The organism is Rhizobium aethiopicum (genome assembly GCF_900094625.1).
Classification (GTDB): Bacteria; Pseudomonadota; Alphaproteobacteria; order Rhizobiales; family Rhizobiaceae; genus Rhizobium; species Rhizobium aethiopicum.
Genome location: NZ_FMAJ01000001.1, coordinates 255874 through 277791, shown reverse-complemented (window position 1 = coordinate 277791; position 21918 = coordinate 255874). Strand labels below are relative to the sequence as shown.

The following is a 21918-nucleotide window of genomic DNA, read 5'->3' as shown; positions in this document are numbered from 1 at the left end:
CACCTCGCGGTAACGGCTAAATTGCTGGAGTGCCGCCGCAACTGCGACGGCGCCAAAATCATGCCGCCTGCGGGGCGAGTTCCGCGTCTTCGGGACGCTCGACGGCGGTAAGCGCCGGCACGGCGCTGGCAAGCGCCCGCCAGGTGATCAGTTCGAAAGTGCCGTCCTCATGTTCGGCCACCGCCGTGCAGCTTTCCACCCAGTCGCCGGTGTTGATGTATCGGATACCGTCCATGTCCTGGATGACCGCATGGTGGATATGGCCGCAGATTACCCCGTCGGCGCCGCTCCTGCGCGCCTCTTCGGCCACGACGCGCTCAAATTCGCCGATGAAATTGACCGCATGCTTGACCTGCAGCTTCGCCCAGGCGGAAAACGACCAATATGGCATGCCGAGGCGGCGGCGCACGGCCGCGAGCAGGATGTTGATGCGGATCGCCGTATCATAGGCCCAGTCGCCGAGATAGGCGAGCAGTCGGGCGTTGCGGACCACGACGTCGAATTCGTCGCCGTGCAGGATCAGGTATTTCTTGCCGTCCGCGCCGTCATGCATCATGCGCTCGACGACCTCGATGCCGCCGAAGTGCATGCCGGGGAAATCGCGCAGGAACTCGTCATGATTGCCTGGGATATAGACGACGCGTGTACCCTTGCGAGCCTTCCGGAGCAGCTTCTGGACGACGTCGTTGCAGACTTGCGGCCAATACCAGCTGCGCTTCAGGCGCCATCCATCGACGATGTCGCCGACGAGTATGATCGTATCGGCTTCGTGGTAGCGCAGGAAATCCAGCAGGAAATCAGCCTTCGCGGCCTTCGAGCCGAGATGGACATCGGAAATGAAGAGCGTCCGGAAATGTTTGGGTTCCATCATGTCTGCCACGAACAGTGTTCGTGCCCCATCTTTCATCTAGCCTTCCAAAACCAGACTCGTGTTTCAGGAAGATGACAAGCTGGGGAAAAGCCCTGCAGACCCAACCATTCCGTCGCTGGCAAGATCAACTTCGGAACTCCATCATAATAAATTCTTGCCGCGAGCCTCTGGATCTTTCCCGCATGCCGAGAATCAATTTAACACCGCGGGTGCCGATCAAGGCGTAACCCTGGGGGAATTAATGATGCGCTCCCGCACCGCAACGATAATGATGTCTATTGCACTGCTTGCAGGCTGTGCGCCGACGCAGCAGGACTATGATGCGACCGTCACGCTGCTGCAAGGCAGCGCGAGAGCGAGAAATGAGTTCGTTAAAGTGTGCGCAAAGGGTTTCGATGCAAATGAGCGTCGGACCGCCGGGATCGTGACAAGCGTCTCGGACAAAGACGCTCCGAGGGTCGCCTGCCAGCGATATCTGGCGGCCGCGATCTCCGGTCGCGCCACGTATCAGGATCTCCTCGATATTAAGACCCACCGGTTACGCCAAAGCTCATCAAGATCTTCCAAGGCCGCTGATAGCCCGGAAGACGATCTCAGGACAAGATCGAGGGCCAAGCGGATTTGGGGCAAGCGGCGACGAGACGCTCGTCCCTTTTTCGGCCGAAAACATTGCCCTGCCGGTGGAGCGCGTTCATGATGACGGCGATTCCATATCCGACAAAGCGGGATGGCCGATGCGTCTCTTCCTCGTTCGCCACGGCGAATCCCTCGGCAACATCAACGAACAGGCATACCGCCAGTTCGGCGATCACAACGTGCCGTTGACGCAATGGGGTTATCGCCAGGCGACTGAGGCAGGCGGCGCCATTGCCTCTTACCTGAAAGCATTGCCGAGCGCAGAGCTAGGCAGGCTTCATATCTGGTATTCGCCCTTTCTAAGGACACGCCAGAGCAAGGATGCGCTGCTCGCAGCTCTGCCGGAAAACTTCGTCGGCAACGTCAGGGAAGATTATCTCCTGCGCGAGCAGGATTTCGGCCTCTTCACGGAGATCTACGATCACGCCGAGCGGAAGCAGAAATTCCCCGAGGAATTCGAAAAATGGGCAAGACTGCGCAACAACAGCGGCAAATTCTATGCGCGGCCGCCGGACGGCGAAAGCCGGGCTGATGTGGCGCAGCGGGTGCGTCTGTTCCTCCAGACCGTCATGCGCGACGCCGAACATAACAACCACAACGTCGCGATCGTCGGCCACGGCGTCACCAACCGGGCGGTCGAAATGAACTTTCTCCACCATTCGGTCGACTGGTTCGAGCGCTCCGACAATCCCGGAAATGCCGATGTGACGCTGATCGAGGGAACCCGCTCGCAAGGCTACGGCACGATCTTGCTGCATCAGGCCGGCGACCGGCAACCGGGGCAGGAAGGTGAATTGCGCGATGCCTACGGCGCCGATGTAACAATGACGCCGAAGCGCGGCGGATAACGTGATCGGACGAAAGGCATTAACAACGGCGAGCCCCTGTTGCATGCGGGCTGGCTCGGCAGCGTCAATCCTCAGCGCGGAGAAGTGGTCAGCCGTACCGGAGCAGGCACCGGCTACTACACCGCAATTCTCTCGATGCTGACGCTCCCAAACGGCAACGTGCATGCTTTTGAAATCGACGAGGATCTTGCCGAGCGGGCGCGTGAGAACCTCGTCACGTTCGAAGCTGCTTCGGTTACGCACGGTGACGCTACTATCCTAACGCTGCCACCGTCTGACTTGATCTACGTAAATGCCGGCGTTGTGGCCCCGCCGGCACATTGGCTGGTATCCTGCGTCCAGGCGGTCGTATGATCTTTCCTTGGCGCCCGAGCGAGGATGTTGCCGTCACAATGCTCATCACTCGAGGTCAAGATGAATTCTCGGCGAGGCCGCTAATGCCGGCCTTGTCATTCCCTGCATTGGCGCAAGTGTCCCTCACCAGACCCTTAAGGCACCCGATCGCGCCGCCGCACGGACCATCCGCTCCGTCTGGCTCACCGGAGATCGCAACCCCGACGAAAGCGCAGTTGCGATCTTTCGCGACGTCTGGTTCTCGGGCAATCCGGCGGCGCCAATCACAGTTGCTGCGTAATTTCCAATTTCGCGTCCATGCTGAATTTCAATAGCTTTCCTATCGCGTCCCAGACGTGAGATTTGCCACCGTCACCCAGCCCGAACGGCCGCCATCGGCTTCACGTTCTGGTTCATGCGGAAAAGATTATCCGGATCATAGCGCAGCTTGATTTCGGCAAGCCGGGCGTAATTGGCGCCGTAAGCCGTTTCGACCCGATCGGTCTCGTCCTCAGGCATGAAATTGATGTAGGCCGTGCCGACTGCATGCGGTTTGGTGGCTTCGAAGAGTTTGCGCGCCCAGCCGATGCAGCCTGCGTCCATCACGGGCTCCCGCCAGCGCGCATGCACGTTCATGACGAAATGCGAACTGCGCTGCGGAAATGCGGTGGCCTCGTTTGGAACGCGGCCGGCAGCACCGCCGACATGGCCGATGAATATTTCGCATTCCGGCCCTGGCAGCCCACGCACCGCATTGAGGAGAACCTCGATCGCCGGATCCGAAAGCGAAGCGAAATCCTGGCTCTTCCAATAGTTGCGCGCGCCGGGCGTCAGAAGCGGGTCAAATGCCTGCTGCCAGCCGATGAACGGCATCGGACCGACAATGTCGGCGATCGGCTTTCCGATCCCGCGCAATCTCGCCGCCGCCTTTTCACCCGCCGCCATGTCTCCGCAATAACACATGGCCAGCACCACGATCTCCTTGCCGTGCCATTCGGCCGGCAGGAACGGCAGCGGCGGCGCCTGGCGCATCACCACCCAGCAGGTCAGCTCGTCGGGTGCGGCCTCCAGCGCCTGCCGATATTCCCTGAGCACCTTTTCCGCATCCTCGAAGGGATGCACGACCAGCCCGGCGAAAACCTCGTGATGGAGCGGGTTGAGCTGAAATTCAAAGGAAGTCACGACGCCGAAATTGCCGCCGCCGCCGCGCAGCGCCCAGAAGAGGTCCGGCCTGTCCGTCTCGCTTGCCTTGACCAGCTCGCCATCGGCAGTCACCACATCAACCGAAATCAGGTTATCGAGCGTCAGCCCGAATTTTCGGGTGAGCCAGCCGAAACCGCCACCAAGTGTCAGGCCGGCAATACCCGTCGTGGAATTGATGCCGGTCGGCAGCACCAGCCCGAAGGCAAGCGTTTCTTTGTCGACGTCGCCGAGCGTGGCGCCCGGTTCGATCCTGGCGCGGCGGGTCTCAAGGTCCACTCGCACCGATTTCATCGGTGACATATCGATGACGACACCGCCCTCGCACATCGCATTGCCGGCAATGCCGTGTCCGCCGCCGCGCACCGAAACGAGCAGATTGTTATCGCGCGCAAAGCGCACCGACCGCACGACGTCGGCCGCCCCCGCGCAACGCGCAATCAGGCCCGGCCGCCGATCGATCATCGCATTCCAGATCGCCCGCGCTTCGTTGTAGTCCATGTCTTTATTGGTCAGGAGACTGCCCCGAAATCCGGCGGCAAACGCATCCATGGCCACGTCATCGACCATCGTCTGACCCCGTTGCAGGGTCGTCAGGTTCAAATTGTCCATGATTTCCTCCATGCGCCGGCGCCCCGCACCGCCGCGGTCGGCATCTTGCGCTTGCGAGGGGCGTCAAACAAGTTTTCAAAAGGATTAGTCCGGCGCGGGTCCGAAGGACGAGTCAAGACCGGTGGCTCGACCGCAGGCTCGGTGGGGCAGAGGGGTATCCACGGCATACCCTCTCGACGAAAACTTCTCTCGGCCCTCATTTCCATACTGTCGCCCGTATCCGATTGATGTATGGAGGGAACTCCAGAAAAAGACGTGCACGGAGGCGGCAATGGATCACCAGGATAAATCCAAGACGGACAAGAACGCACCGAGCGGCGATCTCGACGAACAGGCGCTCTTCTTCCATCGCTATCCCCGCCCCGGCAAGCTGGAGATCCAGGCGACCAAGCCGCTCGGCAACCAGCGTGACCTCGCGCTCGCCTATTCGCCCGGCGTTGCCGCCCCCTGCCTTGCCATTCGCGACGATCCCGAAATGGCGGCCGAATATACCTCGCGCGCCAATCTCGTCGCCGTCATTTCCAACGGCACCGCCGTGCTCGGCCTCGGCAACATCGGCCCGCTCGCCTCCAAACCGGTCATGGAGGGCAAGGCCGTGCTCTTCAAGAAATTCGCCGGCATCGACGTTTTCGATATCGAGATCGACGCGGCAAGCGTCGACCAGATGGTCTCGACCGTAAGCTCGCTGGAGCCGACCTTCGGCGGCATCAACCTCGAAGACATCAAGGCGCCGGAATGTTTCGAGGTCGAGCGTCGCCTGCGCGAGAAGATGAAAATCCCGGTCTTCCACGACGACCAGCACGGCACGGCGATCATCGTCGCCGCCGCGATCCTGAACGGGCTGGAACTCGCCGGCAAGGCGATCGAGAACGTCAAAATCGTCGCCTCCGGCGCGGGTGCCGCAGCACTCGCGTGCCTCAATCTTCTGGTGATCCTCGGCGCCAAACGCGAAAATATCTGGGTCCACGATCTCGAAGGCCTGGTCTATGAGGGCCGCACCGAGCTGATGGACGAATGGAAAGCCGTCTACGCTCAGAAGAGCGAGACGCGCACGCTCGCCGAGAATATCGGTGGCGCTGACGTCTTCCTCGGCCTGTCGGCCGCTGGCGTCCTGAAGCCGGAGTTGCTGGCGCAGATGGCCGACAAGCCGCTGATCATGGCGCTCGCCAATCCGACGCCTGAGATCATGCCGGATCTCGCCCGCGCTGCTCGACCCGATGCGATGATCTGCACGGGCCGCTCGGATTTCGCCAACCAGGTCAACAACGTCCTCTGCTTCCCCTATATCTTCCGCGGCGCGCTCGATTGCGGCGCCGAGACGATCAACGAGGAAATGAAGATGGCGGCCGTGCGCGCCATCGCAGCACTCGCCCGCGAAGAGCCGTCCGACGTCGCCGCCCGCGCCTATTCGGGCGAGACTCCGGTCTTCGGCCCGGATTACCTGATCCCCTCGCCCTTCGACCCGCGCCTCATCCTGCGCATCGCCCCCGCGGTCGCCAAAGCAGCCGAACAGAGCGGCGTGGCGCGCCGTCCGATCCAGGATTTCGACGCCTATCTCGACCAGCTGAACCGCTTCGTCTTCCGCTCCGGCTTCGTCATGAAGCCGATCTTTACCGCGGCCAAGGCAGCCGAGCGCAAGCGCGTCATCTTCTCCGAAGGCGAGGATGAGCGCGTGCTGCGCGCCGCCCAGGTGCTGCTCGAGGAAGGCCTTGCCAAGCCGATCCTGATCGGCCGCCCGCAGGTCATCGAGACGCGTCTCAAGCGCTACGGCCTGCGGATACGGCCGCTGCAGGATTTCGAGGTCATCAATCCGGAAGACGACCCGCGCTTCCGTGAATATGTCGATCTCTATTTCTCGCTCGTCGGCCGCCGCGGTGTCATTCCGGAAGCCGCCCGTACGATCGTGCGTACCAACACGACCGTCATCGGCGCGCTGGCGCTGCGGCGCGGCGAGGCCGATGCGCTGATCTGCGGCCTGGAAGGCCGGTACGAGAAGCACCTGCGCGACGTCCGCCAGATCATCGGCAAGCGCAAGGACGTCCGTGATTTCTCCGCCCTCAGCCTCATGATCTCGCAGCGCGGCGCCACTTTCTTCACCGACACCTACGTCACCTTCAACCCGAGCGCAGAAGAGGTTGCCGAGGCAACAGTGCTTGCGGCGGAGGAAATCCGCCGCTTCGGCATCACTCCGCGCGCCGCGCTTGTCTCGCACTCCAACTTCGGCTCACGCGAGTCCGAGAGTGCGACGAAGATGCGCAACGCCCTGCAGCTCGTTCGCGAAACCGCGCCTGATCTTGAGGTCGATGGCGAAATGCACGGCGAAAGCGCCATCACCGAAGCGCTGCGCAAGCGCGTCATGCCGGATACGACGCTGCACGACGAGGCGAACCTGCTAGTCTTCCCGAACCTCGACGCCGCCAACATCACCTTCGGCGTGGTGAAGTCGATGACGGATGGGCTGCATGTCGGTCCGATTCTGCTTGGCACCGCCATGCCCGCTCACATTCTCGCTCCCTCGGTCACCTCCCGCGGCGTGGTCAACATGGCCGCCCTCGCCGTCGTCGAGGCATCGCAGCCGGCATAAGCCGGCTTTCGATCAAGAGATTCACGGATAACCAGCACTCGCTGACCTGTTTCGCAAGTGCTGGCGGAAGCACGCTTGGAACTGCTTGAAGCTGTCGAAGCCGAGAGAGGTGGCGACACGCGCAACCGTCGAGGGAGAAACGTGGCACGCGACGGCGACGGAGCTGATGGTTCCGAAGGCGATCATCTCAGGCCGGGCAAGGGCGATCCGTGCTACCCGCTCCTGCTGCTCCGGAAGCCGCAGACCGCGGCGATCATGCTCTTCAGTTTACCGATGTCGCTCGGCCGCTTCAGCGTGCTGTTCGGATCCATTGGCGTGCTCCGCTTGGGAATGAGGTGCGCCGCAGAAGCGGCGCATCGAAGTGCTATACAATGGCGACAGGCTGTTTCCGTGAGACCGATTCGATGCTGGCGAGCGCAATCGCCAGCGCATTACGGGCATCATCTCCAGTCGGTCCTTGGGTAAGTTTGCCGTTGCGAACGGACTGTACGAACGCGGCGAGCTGTGCCGTGTAACCCTTGATGAAATGAGCGGTGTCACGCCGCCAGGTGTTGTTCGAGACACCGCTTCCATCGAACAGGGTCATGCTGGAACGCCTGACGTCCCCCATCGTCACCATGCCGGCGGAGCCAAACACCTCACCGCGGATGTCGTAACCGTAGAGCGCCGAGAAGTTGGCTTCGGCAACCGCAATGGAGCCGTTGTCGAAACGAATGGTCACGACGGCCGTATCAAGGAAGCCCTTCTCCCTGGCGTCCGGGCGAATGAGCGCGTCCGCGACCGCAAAGACCTCGACTGGTTTTGCTCCCGGGTTGAGCCAGAGCAAGGTGTCGAAGTCGTGGATGAGCGTTTCGTAGAAGATGGTCCCTGGCGGGATGCGGTCGGGATCGGCGCCGAAGGGACCGGGATCACGTGTGAGCGAGCGGATGAGTTGCGGCGCACCGATCTTCCCGGCGTCAATGGCGGCGCGTCCTTCCGCGAAAGACTGATCCCAGCGCCGGTTGAAGCCTACCTGAAGCGGAACCTCGGCCGCGCGTGCCGCGGCGATCGCGCGATCGGCATCCTCGAGCGTCAATGCCATTGGTTTCTCGCAGAAGATGGCTTTGCCTGCCTCGGCCGCCTGCACAAGAACGTTCGTATGAAATCGGGCGGGTGTCGCGATGATCACCGCGTCGAGGCCGGGATGCCAAAGAAACTCGGCGACATCGCTGTAGGAGGCACCGACATCGAGTGTCTCCGCCAATCTGCCGGCAGCACCCGGCGCGGGATCTGCAATGGCAACGAGCTCCGCATCGACCAGGCGGCGGGCAATGGTTTCACCATGAAAAGATCCGATGCGGCCGGCACCGATGAGGCCGACATTGATGGATTTGGTCTTGGGCATTTGAAGGTCCTGTATGATTGAGATCGTTTAGAGGGTGAATGCAGCGCGGAAGGCTTCGAGCGCGGCGTCCGGATCGCCGGCGGCCCAGGCCTCCATGCCGACAGGGCCGGAATAACCCATGGCGCTCAGTGCCCTGGCTATGCCGTTCCAGTTCACCTCGCCTGTCCCAGGTTCGCATCGGCCGGGCACGTCGGCGACCTGAATTTCGCCGATCCAGGGCAGGCATTTCCGGCAAAGCTCGATCAAATTCCCCTCGCCGATCTGAGCATGGTAAAGATCGAGGTTGAGCCGGAGCCGGGGATGATCGACGCTGGAGACCAGCGCCAGCGTGTCCTCGGCGCGTCCGAATGGCACGCCGGGATGGTCCACCGGCAGATTGAGGTTTTCGAGCGTAAACGTAACTTCTTCTTCTTCGGCAAGGTCGACGATGCGGCAGAGCGTGTCGCGCGCCTTCAGCCACATCCCACCCGTAACGACTTCGACCGGCTGCACGGGTAACCCGCGATCTCCGAGCCCCGTGCCATGCAGATTGAGCCGTTGAACGCCGAGGCGTTTTCCCACGTGCGCGGTTTCCCGCGCGGTCCTCAGAAGTTCGTCCGCGCCTTCGTCGTCCGTCAGCCGACCGCTCAGATATCCGTTCATGATCGTGAACGTCGCTCCTGTCGCCTTCAATTTGTTCAGGTCGTGCTCCGGCCAATTCCAGAGACCGACGCCGAAACCCATTTCCCTGAGGCGCGACGCGCGCCACTCGATCGGCTTGTCGCGCCACAGCATTTCGGCGCAGGCCGCAAGCGGGAAGGAAGAGTTACTGGCGGTCGTCATGGGGTGTTTTCCTGTGTTTTGAATATCATTGCGGCTCGGAGCGGCACTGAAGCGCCGCACCGGCTGGATTGCGTTCGGGAACAGTTGCTCAGATGGTTCCGCCAAGTTCTTCCGACAGCGACTGCAGTTCCTTGCCGCCGGCCATCAGATTTTGCAGCGCCTCGATGCCGATTTCGCTTTTCGCATAGGTGCCAAGAGTTCGGCCCCGGTTGAGCACGGTGAAGCGATCACCGACCGCGTATGCGTGGCGGACGTTGTGCGTAATGAAAATCACGCCAAGCCCCCTATTGCGCACTTGGCTAACATATTTGAGAACCATTGATGTCTGGGCGACGCCAAGCGCTGAAGTCGGCTCGTCGAGGATCAGAACCTTGGCGCCGAAGTAGACGGCGCGGGCGATCGCGACACATTGGCGTTCTCCGCCGGACAGTGTGCCGACTGCCTGCTGAGGATCACGCACGTCGATACCGATCCTGTGCATCTCGTCGCGCGTGACGCTGTCTGCCAGCTCCATATCCATGTTTTTGAAGGGTCCGAAGCCCTTCAAGGGCTCGCGTCCCATGAAGAAATTCCGGGTTACCGACATCAGCGGGATCATGGCGAGGTCCTGGTAGACCGTCGCGATTCCGGCGTCGAGCGCATCACGCGGACCCGAAAACAGCCGCGGCTGACCTGCAACCAGAAAATCTCCGGACGTCGGCTTATATACGCCGGCCAGCGTATTGATGAGGGTGGACTTGCCGGCGCCATTGTCGCCGAGAAGACAAAGCACTTCATTTGCTTTCACGCTCATGGAGACGCCATTGAGGGCGATTACTGATCCGAAGTGCTTGACGAGGTTCCTGACCTCGATAAGTGGCGTCTGAGACGTGCTCATCAGCGTTCTCCCGTGACGCGTTTGCGAATGACATTGTTGAAGATGACGGCGATCAGCAGCATGCCGCCGAGGAAGACGAGATACCAATCCTGATCGATCGAGGTGTAGGTCAGGCCGATCAGAACCATGCCGAAGACGATGGAACCGAAGAAGGCGCCGATCGCTGAGCCGTAACCGCCGGTCAGCAGGCATCCGCCGATGACCGCGGCGATAATCGCCTCGAACTCCTTCTGAAAGCCACGGCGAGCATCGGTGGAGCCGGCGTCCAGCACGGTGAGGATTGCCACCAGCGTTGCACAGAGCGCGGTTATGATGAAGAGCGTGGTTTTCACGCGGGCCACCGGAACGCCCGACTTTCGCGCGGCCCGCGGGTCGCCACCGGCGGCGAAAATCCAGTTGCCGAAACGGGTTCTGAGCAGCACCCAGGTCGCTACGAGCGCGATTGCAACGAACCACAGGATTTCGACCGGTATGCCCGCCACTTTCGGAAGGCCGTTCGGAAAGGTCTCGATGAACCCGTGGCTGCCGAGCCAGGCGAACAACCCGGTTAAGGCGTCGCCCGAGAAGATCGGCGCGAGCGGGCTGTCGCCCGCAGCCTCTTTCATTCCGCGCAGCTGTGTGGCGCCGCCGCTCGCCCATTTCAGGCCGACCAGAGTCAAGCCGCGAAGAATGAAGAGAAAGGCAAGCGTGACGATAAACGAGGGAAGCCCCGTTCGCATCGTAATCTGGGCGTTGGTCACGCCGATCACTACGGCGAAGCCCAGCGCCGCCAGAATGGCGACGCTCAGAGGAAGTTGCAGCACAATCAGGGCGGTACCGAAGACGAGGCCGGCGAACGCCACCATCGATCCGATCGAAAGGTCGAATTCCCCTCCGATCATCAGCAAGGCCGCACCGATGGCGAGAATTCCAAGCTGCGCTGCCGGAGCCATGAAATTGATCACCCCGGCCAGAGTGAACATCGCAGGATTGGCGGTGAAAAAGAAGAAAATGGTTACAAGCACCAGACCGGCAACCGCACCAAGTTCAGGCCGCCGCAGCAGGGCGGTCACCATCGAAACCTTTTTCAGGCGCTCATCTGATCGGGTCGCAGCCCCGTTCTGTTCGTTCGCCAGCGTCATGGTTGGTCCTCAAGAATTATTCGTTGTCCGTACGGGCGGGTCACAGGGCGAACGATGTCGTCATGCCTGCGCCGCTCGCAATGATGGTGGCAGCCCCCAGCTCACGGGGACTGCCTTGGCGTCCGCTCAGCGGATGCCCTGGGAGGATTTTTCGATGACCTGCGCGGCTGTGTCCTTTTCGACGAAGCTCGGGCCGGAGGCGACGTTCCCTGCCGGCATCGTCCCGTAGCGGGCGTTGAGTGCGAGGAATGTCACTGGTAGGTAACCCTGCAAGTAGGGTTGCTGATCGACCGCAAACAAGGCCTTGCCGTCGGCGACAGCCTTGAGGAAGCCCGCCGAAAGGTCGTATGACGCGACCTTCACCTTGTCGGCGGCGCCCATCTTTTCGACGACGGCAACGGCACGCTCACCCACCAGCGGAGCGGAGAGCCCGAGCACGAGATCGATCGACGGATCGGAGGTCAGTGCCGCCTGAACCTTGGATTCGATCTCGGCGGGATCCGCCGTAGTCGGGAGAACCGTCACCTTTCCGCCTTCGAATCCCTTCTCCGTGCCGGCGCAGCGCTGATCGAGCGCTGCATTGCCGACTTCCTGGTTGACGCAAAGGACGTGCTTGAGGCCGAGCGATTTCAGCTTCGCTCCGACTTTGATGCCCGCCGGCTGCTCATCCTGGCCGACATGCAGCTTGATGCCGAGTTTTTCGGCAGCGGAGATGCCGGAGTTCATCGAGATGACGGGAATGCCGGCGGCGACCGCCTTCTCGATTGCCGGGCCAAGAGCATCCGGATCGGGATTGGAGACAACGATACCGGCGGGGTTCTGGTTGACGGCGGCCTCGATGAGCTGTGCCATCGCCACCATGTCGAAGGTCTCCGGCGCGCGGTAGTCGACCTTCAGATTGCTGTCCTTGGCCGCCTGCATCATGCCGTTCTTGACAATCGACCAGAACGGATCAGACGCCTGGCCGTGCGTAACGGCGATGATGCTCGGCTGCTCCTGTGCTTTCACCCCCACGGACCACGAGGCAGCGATCCCGACCGCGACGACGCCACAGGCGAGCTTCTTCAGAATAGTCTTCATGTTGTCCTCCTCCCACCGCCCATACATTGGCGGCTGTACGATTGCTACCGGGTGCAAATTGCTTGCTACCGGGTGCAAACAGGTGCATCATATGCGGAGATGAACTAAAATCAAGCAGTCATTTCATCAGAATCGGAAAATGGAATATATGTTCCATTCTCGTCGGGAGGCGTAATGCGCAAGCGGGCGACTGCAAAGCAGGTGGCGGAAGCAGCCGGAGTGTCGAAATGGACTGTTATCAGGGCCTTCACACCCGGCGCATCCATAACGGAGGAAAGCAAACGCAAAGTGCTGGAAACAGCGGCATCGCTCAATTACACGCCGAACCTTCTCGCCCGCAGTCTCGCCACGAATGCGACGCACCAGGTTGCCGTCTTCGTCGACGACTTTGCCAATCCCCAAAAGCTGCCATTTCTGGAGACGCTCACCGAGCGGCTGCAGGCCGCCGGATTGGTCGTCATGCTCATCAACATCAACAATCATTTCGACCATGTTCATGCCCTGCTCCATGCCGACCAACGACAGGTCGATGCCATCGTCCTGTTCGGGACAGCCTTCCGCGACGAAACGTTAACGGATCATCAGCTCGGACGCGGCATGCCGCCCATGTTCGTTCTGGCGCGCGACAGTCAGATCGATGGCGTTCCGGCCGTGGTTTGCGATGCCGAGCTGGCGCTCAAGGACATCGTGGATCACCTCCATGAACGCGGCTATCGGCGACCAGGATTCATGACCGGGGCAACCGTGCTTTCGACCGCGCTCCGACGCCGCCAACATTTCGTCGAGTTCTGGGGAAAAAAAGGTGTCCACGACGTCGCAGTGCTGTCGGCGGAGAAGTACAGCGCACAGGCGGGAGCAGAGGCGGTTCGCCGCTATTTGAACACCACGAACGCAACCGATCGCGTCGATGTCCTCATGTGCGAGAACGACATTCTTGCGATTGGGGCAATCGATGAAATGCGAGGGAAGTACGGCCTGAGAGTGCCGGAAGACATGGCAATCGTCGGCTTCGACAACTACGAACTCGGCGGATCCTCCGCCTATGGCCTCACCACATACGAGCAGCCGCGGCACGAAATGGTCGAAGTGATCGTCGGGATGATCACGGGACGCGTCGATGCGGAGACCGTCACGCTGCCCGGCAAGCTCGTCATGCGCAGCTCGACATGAGCCTGCTTCTCAACGCCGCCCGATCGCCAAATCCAGCCAAATTTGCGACTGCGCACGCAGCGTTGCGCCGCGCCCGTCATCTCACATGGAGGAAATATGAAAAGCATCGAATTCCTGCCCGCCGGCGTTCGGCTTGCGGTCAGCCCGCTCTCCTGGACGAACGATGTCCTTGAAGACCTTGGCGCCGACATCTCCCTTGAGACGTGCCTGGGCGATGCCGCGGACGCATGCTATCACGGCGTCGAACTTGGGCGAAAATTTCCCCGGGACGTTGCGACCCTGCGTCCTCTCCTGGAAAGATATCGACTTTCCCTCGCGTCGGGCTGGCATTCGGGACAACTGGCCGAACGCGGCGTCGACGAGGAAATGACAGCCGTCGCACCACATGCCGAACTGCTGCGCACCATGGGCTGCGAGGTCATGGTCTATGGAGAGGTCGCGATGATGACGCCGGGATCGCCGCTCGACGCGCCCATGTCGCAACGCATGATCATGCCCAAGGAAGATGTTTCCGGATATGCCTTGCGCCTGACGGAGTTCGCCAAGCGTCTTCAAAGCGAGTATGGACTCCGGCTTGCCTATCATCACCATCTGATGATGGTTGCCGAAACCTTCGACGAGATCTCGCAACTGTTCGACCGAACCGGCGTCGAGACCGGTTTGCTTCTCGACACCGGACATGCCGCCGCCGGCGACTTCGACTATGCCCGCCTCGTCGATCGTTTCGGAGACCGCATCGCCCATATTCATCTGAAGGATGTCCGCGGCCCGGTGCTCGAATCCGTCCGCCGCGGCGATCTCAGCTTCAATGCTGGAGTTCGCGCCGGCATGTTCACGGTCCCGGGCGACGGTATCGTCAATTTCCGCCCGGTTGCAGACTTCGTCAGAGAAAGCAGCTATCGCGGTTGGCTCGTCGTCGAGGCAGAACAGGACCCGGCAGTCGCGCCTCCCAAGGCAGCGGTGCTGCGTGCCTTCAATTATCTTGGCACAATCTTCGGCCAATGACCGCATCCGCTTTCATCGATATTGCCTAGAGAGGAAGGAAGCCGCCTCAGGTTTTTGGGGCGCGAGCCATCCGACACTGGCGTATCGGCTTGCAAAGACAAAGCTTCCGGAAAACTCCTTCGCGGACGAGTGGCAAGCGCTCTGCTGGATAAGATCGCGAAAATACGCTAAGAAATTCTCTGAGCTTATTAAGAGAAATAGGCTATGGGAAACGCGTGAGGATTGACGTCGCAACCCCACCGTTTGCTTATTCCGGGACGAGTCGTGAAACGCCGAAACCTGTCTCTTGCATTTCTTCTTGCGTTGGCAGTACCTGCCGCCGCGCAGTCCAGCGCCGTCTGCAACGACCTGCGCGGCCGTCTTGCCGATCTGCCGCGGTCAATCGGCAACGGCAACGGTCCGGAAACGCGCCAATATGCCAGTGCGATCGCCGAGCAGAACCTCGAGCTGCGCAAGGTCCGCAACGATCTGCGCAGCTACGGCTGCACCTCGGGCAGCATGGTGGTGATTGGCGGTGAGAATGCCGATTTTTGCGCCGAGCTCTCTGACGCCGAAGCCCGGATGATCGACAATATCCGTTATCTCCAGGACCGCCGCAACGAGCTGCGCAGCCAGGCCGGCGATGACGACGCGCGTCGGGAATTGACGGCGGCACTCGAACGCAATGGCTGCAACAGCGAAAATTTCTATGCGCCGACAGAGCGCAGCGCCAACGACCTCGCCCCAAGCGTCGAGGAGCAGGCGATGCGTACCGACACCTTCATCCCGCTCGGTGGTGAAGAGGCCGATCCGCTTCATGACCTGCCGAGGACCGAAATGTTTTCGCCGGTCAGCACCATCTGCGTGCGCAGTTGCGACGGCGGCTTCTTCCCGATCAGCTCGAACACGACCTCGGTCGACTTTGACCGCGATGCCCAGACTTGCGCCAAGATGTGCCCTGGCATCGAGACTGAACTCTACTATCGCGAAGTGACCAGCACCGACGCCTCGCATATGATCTCGGTCGCAACAGGCGCGCCGTACAGCGCGATGACGAACGCCTTTGCCTACAAGAACCGCGCGCCCGGCGAGAAAAACTCCTGCGCCTGCAATCTCACCGCCTATTACGACGAGATGCGTGGCAAGCATGGCCCGAGCGAGCCGCCGCAGCAGGGTTCGATCACAACGGTCCGCACCAACCCGCCGGCGAAAGATACTGCAGCAGCAGCCCCGCCGCAGCCATCCGTTCCCGAGCGTCCCTACGACCCCACGCAGAAAAAGGTCCGTCAGGTTGGCCCGCAATTTCTTGCCGGCGACCAGGGCTCGATCGATCTTGCCAATCCGGCAACACCGGGCCCACAACCACTACAGCAATAATTGCTACGGATCGCTGCGTCCCCAGCCATCGTGGAAAACCAGTTCGTCGAGCGGCAGCCGCTGACGCCAGCCCTTGACCGAAAGTTCCGGTTCGTCATAGAGCCGGTCGACAAAGCCCGCGCAAAGCCAGGCGACCACCTCGATATGCTCGGGGATGCCGAGAATGTTTTTCATGTCGCCTTCATGAAAGATGCTGACCCAGCCGATGCCGACCCCTTCGGCCCGGGCCGCAAGCCAGAGATTCTGGATGGCGCAAACGGTCGAATAGGAGTCCATCCGCGGATTATGCGTCCGCCCCAGAACCACGCTGCCGCCGCGGGTGGGATCGCAGGTGATGCATATGCCGAGCGGCGCCTCGACGATGCCTTCGAGCTTGAGGGAGCGGTACGCCTGCCGCCGCTCGCCTTCAAACATCAGTGCCGCCTCCTCATTCGCCTTCGCGAATGCATCCCTTACGCGCGCCCGCACGGCGTCGCTTTTCACCAGGATGAAATTCCACGGCTGCATGAAGCCGACCGACGGTGCATGATGCGCGGCGGTCAGAAGCCGCGCCACGACATCGTCGGGCAAGGGATCGGGCAGGAACTGGCTGCGCACGTCACGCCGCGTCATGATCGCGTGATACACGGCTTCGCGCTCGGCCAACGAAAAACCGGATGCCGCCGAAAGGGCATCCACATCAAAGGGTCGCATCGTCATATCCCCAACAACGCAACCGCCCGCCGTCCGCGCGGGTTGGGTCTATCTCGCCAGGCCGGTCTTCTGACTTGGCTTCATCCATCTGCCGCGGCCTTCCCGGCAAAGCCAGTGGCACGATGAAGCGGCAGATGTCGGCCTTACAGCGTTGGGCACGTTCCGGTCTTGCACCGGATTCCCGATTCTCCCGCCTGGAGGGCGAGCACCTGACGGCGCATCTATTCCAGGAAACCGGCGCCGCGGCAAGTGCAGCCAGAGCGAGCCTTGAACACCGCTGATCGTCCGGCGGACGTAGCCTCCCTCCGCAATCTGAAGCCGCGGGAGGAAACAGCCTGTGCGTGCCCACTCATCCTCTTCTACTTTATGATTTCTTCATACATCGAATACACACTTCGTTTGCGCGTTTTGGGTCGCAACTCCGACATGGGCATGAGCGCTCATGATGTGACCGTCGGCGTCGATGCCGTGCTGATATGCCGGTCGCAAAGATAGTCGACCGAGCCGCAATTCCAGGCTCCGCGGATGTTCCAATTCTTGAAAACGATGCCCCTGACAGCCAAGCTGGCGGCGATAATCGTCGCCGTCAATCTCTGCGGCATTTCCGCCTTGGCCACCTATACGTGGATGTACGAAACGCGGGCGCTGATCGACAGCGCCAAGGCGAACTGGTCCAAGGATGCGGAACAGTTTGCATCTCTGGCGGCTGGCGGTGTCAAATGGGGCAAGGCGAACGCCGTTCGCGAAGCCTATTCGCTGTACCGTGACGACCCCTCGCTCGATCTCGTCCAGTTTGCCGCCTTCAACGCGGAGCCTGCCGCCGTCGACACCTGGACACGCGACGGCATTTCCGGTTTGCCAACACCGGCCGACCTGGCGACGCGCCTCAGCGCGAAACCCGACAAAACGACAGTCGATGACGGCGGAATGTCCGCCGGTTTGGTCACGATCATCGCGCCGCTGCCGCTGGACAAGTCAGGCAAGACGACCGGCTACATCGTTACGAACTGGTCTGTCGAAAAAATCGCTTCTGAAGTCCGCCAGAAGGTTCTCGTTTCACTGCTCACCCAGTCCGTCATCACCGCCCTCGCCGTGACCGCCTTCCTTCTCGCCATGCGCAACCTCGTTGGTCGGCCGCTCAGGATCCTCAGCAAACGAATTGGCGCGCTGCAGAATGGCGACCTCGCCTCCCCCGTCGCTTACAGGGAAAACGGCGACGAAATCGGCTTTCTGGCGCGTGCGCTGGAAGTCTTCCGTCACGAGGCGATCGCAAAGGTCGAAAGAGAGCAGGTCGCTGCCGAGCAGACCGCCTCGTTCGACGCTGAACGGACCCGCAACGCATTGTTGACGGAAGAAGCCGGCAACAGGCAGCGGCTGGTGATGACGACCCTTGCGAACGCATTGGAAAAGCTTGCCGCCGGCGACTTCTCGATTCAGCTTGCCGATCTCGGTCCTGAATTCGATAAGTTGCGGCAGGACTTCAACAACATGGTCCAGGCCGTCGCCGCCGCACTGACAGAGATAAAGATCGCTTCCGTCGCGGTTGAGGGCGGATCGAGCGAGCTGGCCTCCTCCGCTGATCAACTCGCCAAACGGACCGAACAGCAGGCGGCAGCGCTGGAGCAGACAGCTGCGGCACTGGATGAAGTAACCACGACAGTCAAAACATCGTCGCAGCGGGCTGAAAATGCCGGACAGTTGGTCGAGGAAACCAAGCGCAGTGCTTACCTCTCCGCCACCGTGGTACGCGACGCGATCGGCGCGATGGATCGGATCCAAACCTCCTCCAGCCAGATCGGCCGCATCATTGGCGTCATCGACGAAATCGCATTCCAGACGAACCTGCTGGCGTTGAATGCCGGCGTCGAGGCCGCACGCGCCGGCGAGGCCGGCAAGGGTTTTGCGGTTGTCGCACAGGAGGTTCGAGAGCTCGCCCAGCGTTCGGCAAATGCGGCAAAGGAGATCAAGAACCTGATCAACGTTTCCGGCCAGGAGGTCGCCGCAGGCGTCGGGCTGGTGAACGAGACCGGCGATGCCCTCCTGAAGATCGAGGAACAGATCAATCGCATCAGCGACAGTATTGCGTCCCTCGTTCAGTCCTATCGCGAACAGGCGACCGGACTGCAGGAGATCAATGGGGCTATCAACCAGATGGATCATGCGACGCAGCAGAACGCGGCGATGGTCGAAGAAACGAACGCAGCCTGCCAGGAACTGCTGTCGCAGGGACGCCAGTTGCAGGATTCCGCCGGCCGGTTCGTCGTCGCGTCGGTGGCAAGCCAATCCAGGCCGGTCCAGCCGATGGCCCATCAATCTCGTCCGGAAACCAGAGCCGTCGTGCCGCGGCTTTCAGGAAATGCAGCCGTTGCCGCTTCTCCCGGAGCCTGGGAGGAGTTCTGACGTCGCCCCACCCGATACGCCTTATTTCTCAGCAACTGATCACAGGAAGGGAACAGTTATGAAGAGAGTTGTGACCGCATTGCTTTTCGCCTCTGCCGCATTCGCCGCGCCGATGGGCGTGGCGATGGCTGAGGATGCCAAGCTCGCCCCGATCGCCGACTATGTGAAGAGCGACGTGAAGCCCTGGCTGAACGATCCCGCGATTATCGATGCCCTTAAGGCGCAGGATACTGCGAACGCCAATCTGAACGAAGCCGACATCGACGCCCTCGACAAGAAGTGGCGCGCCGAGGTCGACGGCTCCGACCACACGATGATCAATGGCGTGCTTGGCAATGCGCTGTCGAAGTTCCTTCAGTCGAAGAAGGAAGCGTCGGGTGGCAAGATCACTGAGATCTTTGTCATGGACGCAAAGGGCCTAAACGTCGGTCAAAGCGACGTCACCTCCGACTACTGGCAGGGCGATGAGGCGAAATTCCAGAAGTCCTTCGGCGCCGGCAAGGATGCCATCTTCGTCGATGAGATCGAAAAGGACGAATCGACCCAGACACTGCAGTCGCAGGCGAGCATCACGATTTCAGACGAAACGGGAACGCCGATCGGCGCCGTCACTGTCGGCGTCAACGTCGACGCCCTCTGATTTCGGATTTGCAGCCGTATTGCCCGGAAGCGGACGCTTCTGGGCGATACGCTTTGAGCCTCCTGAAGAAGGAAGCTGCTCCTCCGAACGAGTGACCTGGGTCGCAAATTCTGCGTGACAATCGGCGGCCGCGACGCTACATACGCGTGATGTCGACGACTTCAATCTACGCCTCGCGATTTTATTCGTACCGCTGCTCCCAGCGGATGCGGGTCCGTGCGTAACTGAATTCGACGCGACGACAACCCGAACAGCCGCTAGTCTACCTGGCGGCTTTTTGTTCCGCACGGTATGACCAAACAGGAGCCATGCCGTGTCCGATGCCATCGATGATCTGCGAATCCGCGAGATCACGCCACTGACCAAACCCGCCGATATCATTGCGGAAATCCCCCCAGGCGCTGTCGTCACCGAAACCGTGACCAGCAACCGTGATGCGATCCATGAAATTCTTCACGGCAACGATGATCGCCTCGTCGTCGTCATCGGCCCCTGCTCCATCCACGATCCCGTTGCCGCCAGGGAATATGCGACAAGGCTGGAAGCGCAGCGACGGCGCTTCGCCGAGGATCTTGAGATCGTGATGCGCGTCTATTTCGAAAAGCCACGCACGACTGTCGGCTGGAAGGGCCTGATCAACGATCCGCATCTCGACGGCAGCTACCGCATCGAGGAAGGGTTGAGGATTGCCAGACGCCTGCTGCTCGACATCAATGCCATGGAGCTTCCGGCCGGCGTCGAATTCCTCGATACCATCACGCCGCAATACATTGCCGACCTGGTCAGCTGGGGCGCGATCGGCGCGCGTACGACCGAAAGCCAGATCCATCGCCAGCTTGCCTCTGGTCTCTCCTGCCCGATCGGCTTCAAGAACGGCACTGATGGTAGTGCGCGCGTCGCACTCGACGCCATTCTCGCAGCATCACAGCCACACCATTTCCCGGCCGTTACCAAGGACGGGCAGGCCGCTATTGCCTCAACCACCGGCAACGAGGACTGCCATGTCATTCTGCGCGGCGGAAAACAGCCGAACTATGAAGCGGCCGACATCGCGGCCGTTGCCGGCGAAACCGTCAAGCTCGGCCTGGCCCCCCGCATCCTGATCGACGCCAGCCACGCCAATAGCGGCAAGGATCCGATGAACCAGCCGCGCGTCGTCAAATCCGTAGCCTCCCAGCTTGCCGGCGGAAACCGCCATATCAAGGGCATGATGATCGAAAGCAATCTCGTCGCCGGCCGCCAGGATCTCGTTCCCGGCAAGCCGCTGGTCTACGGGCAGTCCATCACGGATGGCTGCATCGACTGGGACATGTCGGTGACAGCGCTGGAAGACTTGGCGAAAGCAGCTATTGCGAGGCGCAGGAAAGAGGCCGCGTAAGCGGGTCGCGATCTTTTAGATTAGCTTATCGCAAAACCGCTGCACACTTTTGCGCGACATGCTCTAGGCCGCCGGAAAATAGCGCACATAGGCGAATTCTTCGCCGTCAGGAGACCAGCAGGGCACGTTGATCGTGCCCTGCCCGCCGAAAAGTTCGAACAGCGTCTTCAAGTTACCGCCGTCCATATCCATCAGCCGCAGCCGCACGTCGAGATCACGCGGGTGGTCGAAAACCGAGGGGTCATAGGACAGGATCAGCACTTTGTCGTTTCCCGGCGACGGATGGGCGAACCAGTTGCCCTGGTTGTCCGACGTCACCTGCTCAAGGCCCGTGCCGTCGGGGTGGATACGCCAGATCTGCATCAGCCCGGTGCGGCTGGAATTGAAATAGATCCATTGCCCGTCGGCGGAATAATCCGGCCCGTCGTTGCGGCCTTCACCATGCGTCAGCCGCGTCTCGACGCCGCCGTCGACGGAGATGGTGTAGATATCAAAGAGGTCGTCGCGGATGCCGCAATAGGCCAGCTGGCGCCCGTCGGGGGACCAGCCGTGCCAATAGGATGGTTGGTTCTGGGTGACGAGCCGCGGCGTGCCGCCGGCGATCGGCAGCACATAGATCGCCGATTTGCCGAACTCGGTCTTGTCGGAGATGACGATCTCGGTGCCGTCGGGTGAAATTCCATGATCATTGTTGCAGTTGACGGCAAAGCCGGTATCGACGGTGACCACCTCACCGCCATTTAGCGGCAGCCGGTAGAGCAGCCCGTCGCCGTTGAGCAGCAGGTAGGAACCATCGCGCGAGAAGTTCGGCGCCTCCACCAGCCTGTCCGTCTGCCAGACTTCGCGGGCCCTCCCCGTCCTGACATTGTAGATCTCGACGGAGCTGCGCATGCTTCCTCCTTTTAGAT

General features: G+C 61.1%; 19 protein-coding genes, 1 pseudogene and 1 riboswitch. Of the genes and pseudogenes, 10 read left to right on the top strand and 10 right to left on the bottom strand.

Annotated elements, in window-relative coordinates; all coding sequences use genetic code 11:
- Positions 1 to 58: 58 nt before the first annotated feature.
- Entirely contained in the window at positions 59 to 871 is an 813-nt protein-coding gene (locus GA0061105_RS01415; RefSeq protein WP_092747536.1) for a UDP-2,3-diacylglucosamine diphosphatase, read from the bottom strand.
- A 244-nt stretch (positions 872 to 1115) separates the two neighbouring features.
- Here GA0061105_RS01415 and GA0061105_RS01410 point away from each other — a divergent pair.
- The 3 genes and pseudogenes from GA0061105_RS01410 to GA0061105_RS33205 all read left to right on the top strand — a co-directional run bounded on the left by GA0061105_RS01410 (position 1116) and on the right by GA0061105_RS33205 (position 2709).
- Positions 1116 to 1447 (top strand): annotated as a pseudogene (locus GA0061105_RS01410) (hypothetical protein).
- Positions 1448 to 1605: 158 nt separating this feature from the next.
- The gene (locus GA0061105_RS01405; RefSeq protein WP_092748275.1) at positions 1606 to 2355 is read left to right on the top strand and encodes a histidine phosphatase family protein; all 750 of its coding nucleotides are present in this window, start codon (positions 1606 to 1608) and stop codon (positions 2353 to 2355) included.
- A gap of 39 nt (positions 2356 to 2394) precedes the next feature.
- On the top strand, positions 2395 to 2709 hold the full coding sequence (locus GA0061105_RS33205) for a hypothetical protein (protein WP_245304199.1): 315 nt from the start codon (positions 2395 to 2397) through the stop codon (positions 2707 to 2709).
- Between the two features lie 351 nt (positions 2710 to 3060).
- Here the strand turns inward: GA0061105_RS33205 and GA0061105_RS01395 are convergent, their stop codons facing one another.
- The gene (locus tag GA0061105_RS01395) at positions 3061 to 4500 is read right to left on the bottom strand and encodes an FAD-binding oxidoreductase (RefSeq protein ID WP_064691811.1); all 1440 of its coding nucleotides are present in this window, start codon (positions 4498 to 4500) and stop codon (positions 3061 to 3063) included.
- A 271-nt stretch (positions 4501 to 4771) separates the two neighbouring features.
- On the opposite strand from GA0061105_RS01395, the gene GA0061105_RS01390 reads away from it, so the two are divergent.
- Positions 4772 to 7084, top strand: a complete 2313-nt coding sequence (locus GA0061105_RS01390) for an NADP-dependent malic enzyme (protein ID WP_092747534.1) — start codon at positions 4772 to 4774, stop codon at positions 7082 to 7084.
- Positions 7085 to 7105: 21 nt separating this feature from the next.
- On the opposite strand, the gene GA0061105_RS33870 is transcribed toward GA0061105_RS01390, so the two are convergent.
- The 6 genes from GA0061105_RS33870 to GA0061105_RS01360 all read right to left on the bottom strand — a co-directional run bounded on the left by GA0061105_RS33870 (position 7106) and on the right by GA0061105_RS01360 (position 12368).
- A complete protein-coding gene (locus tag GA0061105_RS33870; RefSeq protein WP_342587627.1) occupies positions 7106 to 7270 on the bottom strand; it encodes a hypothetical protein in 165 nt (54 codons plus the stop codon).
- A gap of 178 nt (positions 7271 to 7448) precedes the next feature.
- Entirely contained in the window at positions 7449 to 8468 is a 1020-nt protein-coding gene (locus tag GA0061105_RS01380) for a Gfo/Idh/MocA family oxidoreductase (protein WP_092747532.1), read from the bottom strand.
- Positions 8469 to 8495: 27 nt separating this feature from the next.
- Positions 8496 to 9290 (bottom strand): TIM barrel protein, encoded by a 795-nt coding sequence (locus tag GA0061105_RS01375; protein ID WP_092747530.1) that lies wholly within the window; start codon positions 9288 to 9290, stop codon positions 8496 to 8498.
- Between the two features lie 88 nt (positions 9291 to 9378).
- The gene (locus tag GA0061105_RS01370) at positions 9379 to 10167 is read right to left on the bottom strand and encodes an ATP-binding cassette domain-containing protein (RefSeq protein WP_092747528.1); all 789 of its coding nucleotides are present in this window, start codon (positions 10165 to 10167) and stop codon (positions 9379 to 9381) included.
- Positions 10167 to 11288, bottom strand: coding sequence for an ABC transporter permease (locus GA0061105_RS01365; RefSeq protein WP_092747526.1), 1122 nt, complete (start codon positions 11286 to 11288; stop codon positions 10167 to 10169). The genes GA0061105_RS01370 and GA0061105_RS01365 overlap by 1 nt, the downstream gene beginning before the upstream one ends.
- A gap of 126 nt (positions 11289 to 11414) precedes the next feature.
- A complete protein-coding gene (locus tag GA0061105_RS01360; protein WP_092747524.1) occupies positions 11415 to 12368 on the bottom strand; it encodes a sugar ABC transporter substrate-binding protein in 954 nt (317 codons plus the stop codon).
- A gap of 174 nt (positions 12369 to 12542) precedes the next feature.
- Between GA0061105_RS01360 and GA0061105_RS01355 the strand changes: the two genes are divergently transcribed.
- The 3 genes from GA0061105_RS01355 to GA0061105_RS01345 all read left to right on the top strand — a co-directional run bounded on the left by GA0061105_RS01355 (position 12543) and on the right by GA0061105_RS01345 (position 15899).
- A complete protein-coding gene (locus GA0061105_RS01355; RefSeq protein WP_092747522.1) occupies positions 12543 to 13538 on the top strand; it encodes a LacI family DNA-binding transcriptional regulator in 996 nt (331 codons plus the stop codon).
- Between the two features lie 96 nt (positions 13539 to 13634).
- Positions 13635 to 14543, top strand: coding sequence for a myo-inosose-2 dehydratase (gene iolE / locus GA0061105_RS01350; protein WP_064691820.1), 909 nt, complete (start codon positions 13635 to 13637; stop codon positions 14541 to 14543).
- 264 nt (positions 14544 to 14807) lie between these two features.
- Positions 14808 to 15899 carry a DUF2865 domain-containing protein gene (locus tag GA0061105_RS01345; RefSeq protein WP_092748273.1) on the top strand — a complete coding sequence of 364 codons (1092 nt, stop codon included), beginning with the start codon at positions 14808 to 14810 and terminating at the stop codon, positions 15897 to 15899.
- A gap of 3 nt (positions 15900 to 15902) precedes the next feature.
- Here GA0061105_RS01345 and bluB read toward each other — a convergent pair whose 3' ends face one another.
- Entirely contained in the window at positions 15903 to 16592 is a 690-nt protein-coding gene (gene bluB, locus GA0061105_RS01340; protein ID WP_092748271.1) for a 5,6-dimethylbenzimidazole synthase, read from the bottom strand.
- 42 nt (positions 16593 to 16634) lie between these two features.
- A riboswitch (cobalamin riboswitch) is annotated at positions 16635 to 16820 on the bottom strand.
- Between the two features lie 297 nt (positions 16821 to 17117).
- Between bluB and GA0061105_RS01335 the strand changes: the two genes are divergently transcribed.
- The 3 genes from GA0061105_RS01335 (at position 17118) to GA0061105_RS01325 (ending at position 21010) form a co-directional block, all read left to right on the top strand.
- Positions 17118 to 18992 carry a methyl-accepting chemotaxis protein gene (locus tag GA0061105_RS01335; protein WP_092747520.1) on the top strand — a complete coding sequence of 625 codons (1875 nt, stop codon included), beginning with the start codon at positions 17118 to 17120 and terminating at the stop codon, positions 18990 to 18992.
- A 58-nt stretch (positions 18993 to 19050) separates the two neighbouring features.
- Entirely contained in the window at positions 19051 to 19632 is a 582-nt protein-coding gene (locus tag GA0061105_RS01330) for a hypothetical protein (RefSeq protein ID WP_064691824.1), read from the top strand.
- A 313-nt stretch (positions 19633 to 19945) separates the two neighbouring features.
- The gene (locus GA0061105_RS01325) at positions 19946 to 21010 is read left to right on the top strand and encodes a 3-deoxy-7-phosphoheptulonate synthase (protein WP_092747518.1); all 1065 of its coding nucleotides are present in this window, start codon (positions 19946 to 19948) and stop codon (positions 21008 to 21010) included.
- Positions 21011 to 21073: 63 nt separating this feature from the next.
- Here GA0061105_RS01325 and GA0061105_RS01320 read toward each other — a convergent pair whose 3' ends face one another.
- Entirely contained in the window at positions 21074 to 21901 is an 828-nt protein-coding gene (locus tag GA0061105_RS01320) for a TolB family protein (protein ID WP_092747516.1), read from the bottom strand.
- Positions 21902 to 21918: the final 17 nt, after the last annotated feature.

Coding starts and splice junctions, on each gene's coding strand:
- GA0061105_RS01415 (WP_092747536.1), bottom strand. CDS start 871: ATGATGGAACCCAAACATTTCCGGACGCTCTTCATTTCCGATGTCCAT.
- GA0061105_RS01405 (WP_092748275.1), top strand. CDS start 1,606: ATGCGTCTCTTCCTCGTTCGCCACGGCGAATCCCTCGGCAACATCAAC.
- GA0061105_RS01395 (WP_064691811.1), bottom strand. CDS start 4,500: ATGGACAATTTGAACCTGACGACCCTGCAACGGGGTCAGACGATGGTC.
- GA0061105_RS01390 (WP_092747534.1), top strand. CDS start 4,772: ATGGATCACCAGGATAAATCCAAGACGGACAAGAACGCACCGAGCGGC.
- GA0061105_RS33870 (WP_342587627.1), bottom strand. CDS start 7,270: ATGATCGCCTTCGGAACCATCAGCTCCGTCGCCGTCGCGTGCCACGTT.
- GA0061105_RS01380 (WP_092747532.1), bottom strand. CDS start 8,468: ATGCCCAAGACCAAATCCATCAATGTCGGCCTCATCGGTGCCGGCCGC.
- GA0061105_RS01375 (WP_092747530.1), bottom strand. CDS start 9,290: ATGACGACCGCCAGTAACTCTTCCTTCCCGCTTGCGGCCTGCGCCGAA.
- GA0061105_RS01370 (WP_092747528.1), bottom strand. CDS start 10,167: ATGAGCACGTCTCAGACGCCACTTATCGAGGTCAGGAACCTCGTCAAG.
- GA0061105_RS01365 (WP_092747526.1), bottom strand. CDS start 11,288: ATGACGCTGGCGAACGAACAGAACGGGGCTGCGACCCGATCAGATGAG.
- GA0061105_RS01360 (WP_092747524.1), bottom strand. CDS start 12,368: ATGAAGACTATTCTGAAGAAGCTCGCCTGTGGCGTCGTCGCGGTCGGG.
- GA0061105_RS01355 (WP_092747522.1), top strand. CDS start 12,543: ATGCGCAAGCGGGCGACTGCAAAGCAGGTGGCGGAAGCAGCCGGAGTG.
- iolE (WP_064691820.1), top strand. CDS start 13,635: ATGAAAAGCATCGAATTCCTGCCCGCCGGCGTTCGGCTTGCGGTCAGC.
- bluB (WP_092748271.1), bottom strand. CDS start 16,592: ATGCGACCCTTTGATGTGGATGCCCTTTCGGCGGCATCCGGTTTTTCG.
- GA0061105_RS01335 (WP_092747520.1), top strand. CDS start 17,118: ATGTTCCAATTCTTGAAAACGATGCCCCTGACAGCCAAGCTGGCGGCG.
- GA0061105_RS01330 (WP_064691824.1), top strand. CDS start 19,051: ATGAAGAGAGTTGTGACCGCATTGCTTTTCGCCTCTGCCGCATTCGCC.
- GA0061105_RS01320 (WP_092747516.1), bottom strand. CDS start 21,901: ATGCGCAGCTCCGTCGAGATCTACAATGTCAGGACGGGGAGGGCCCGC.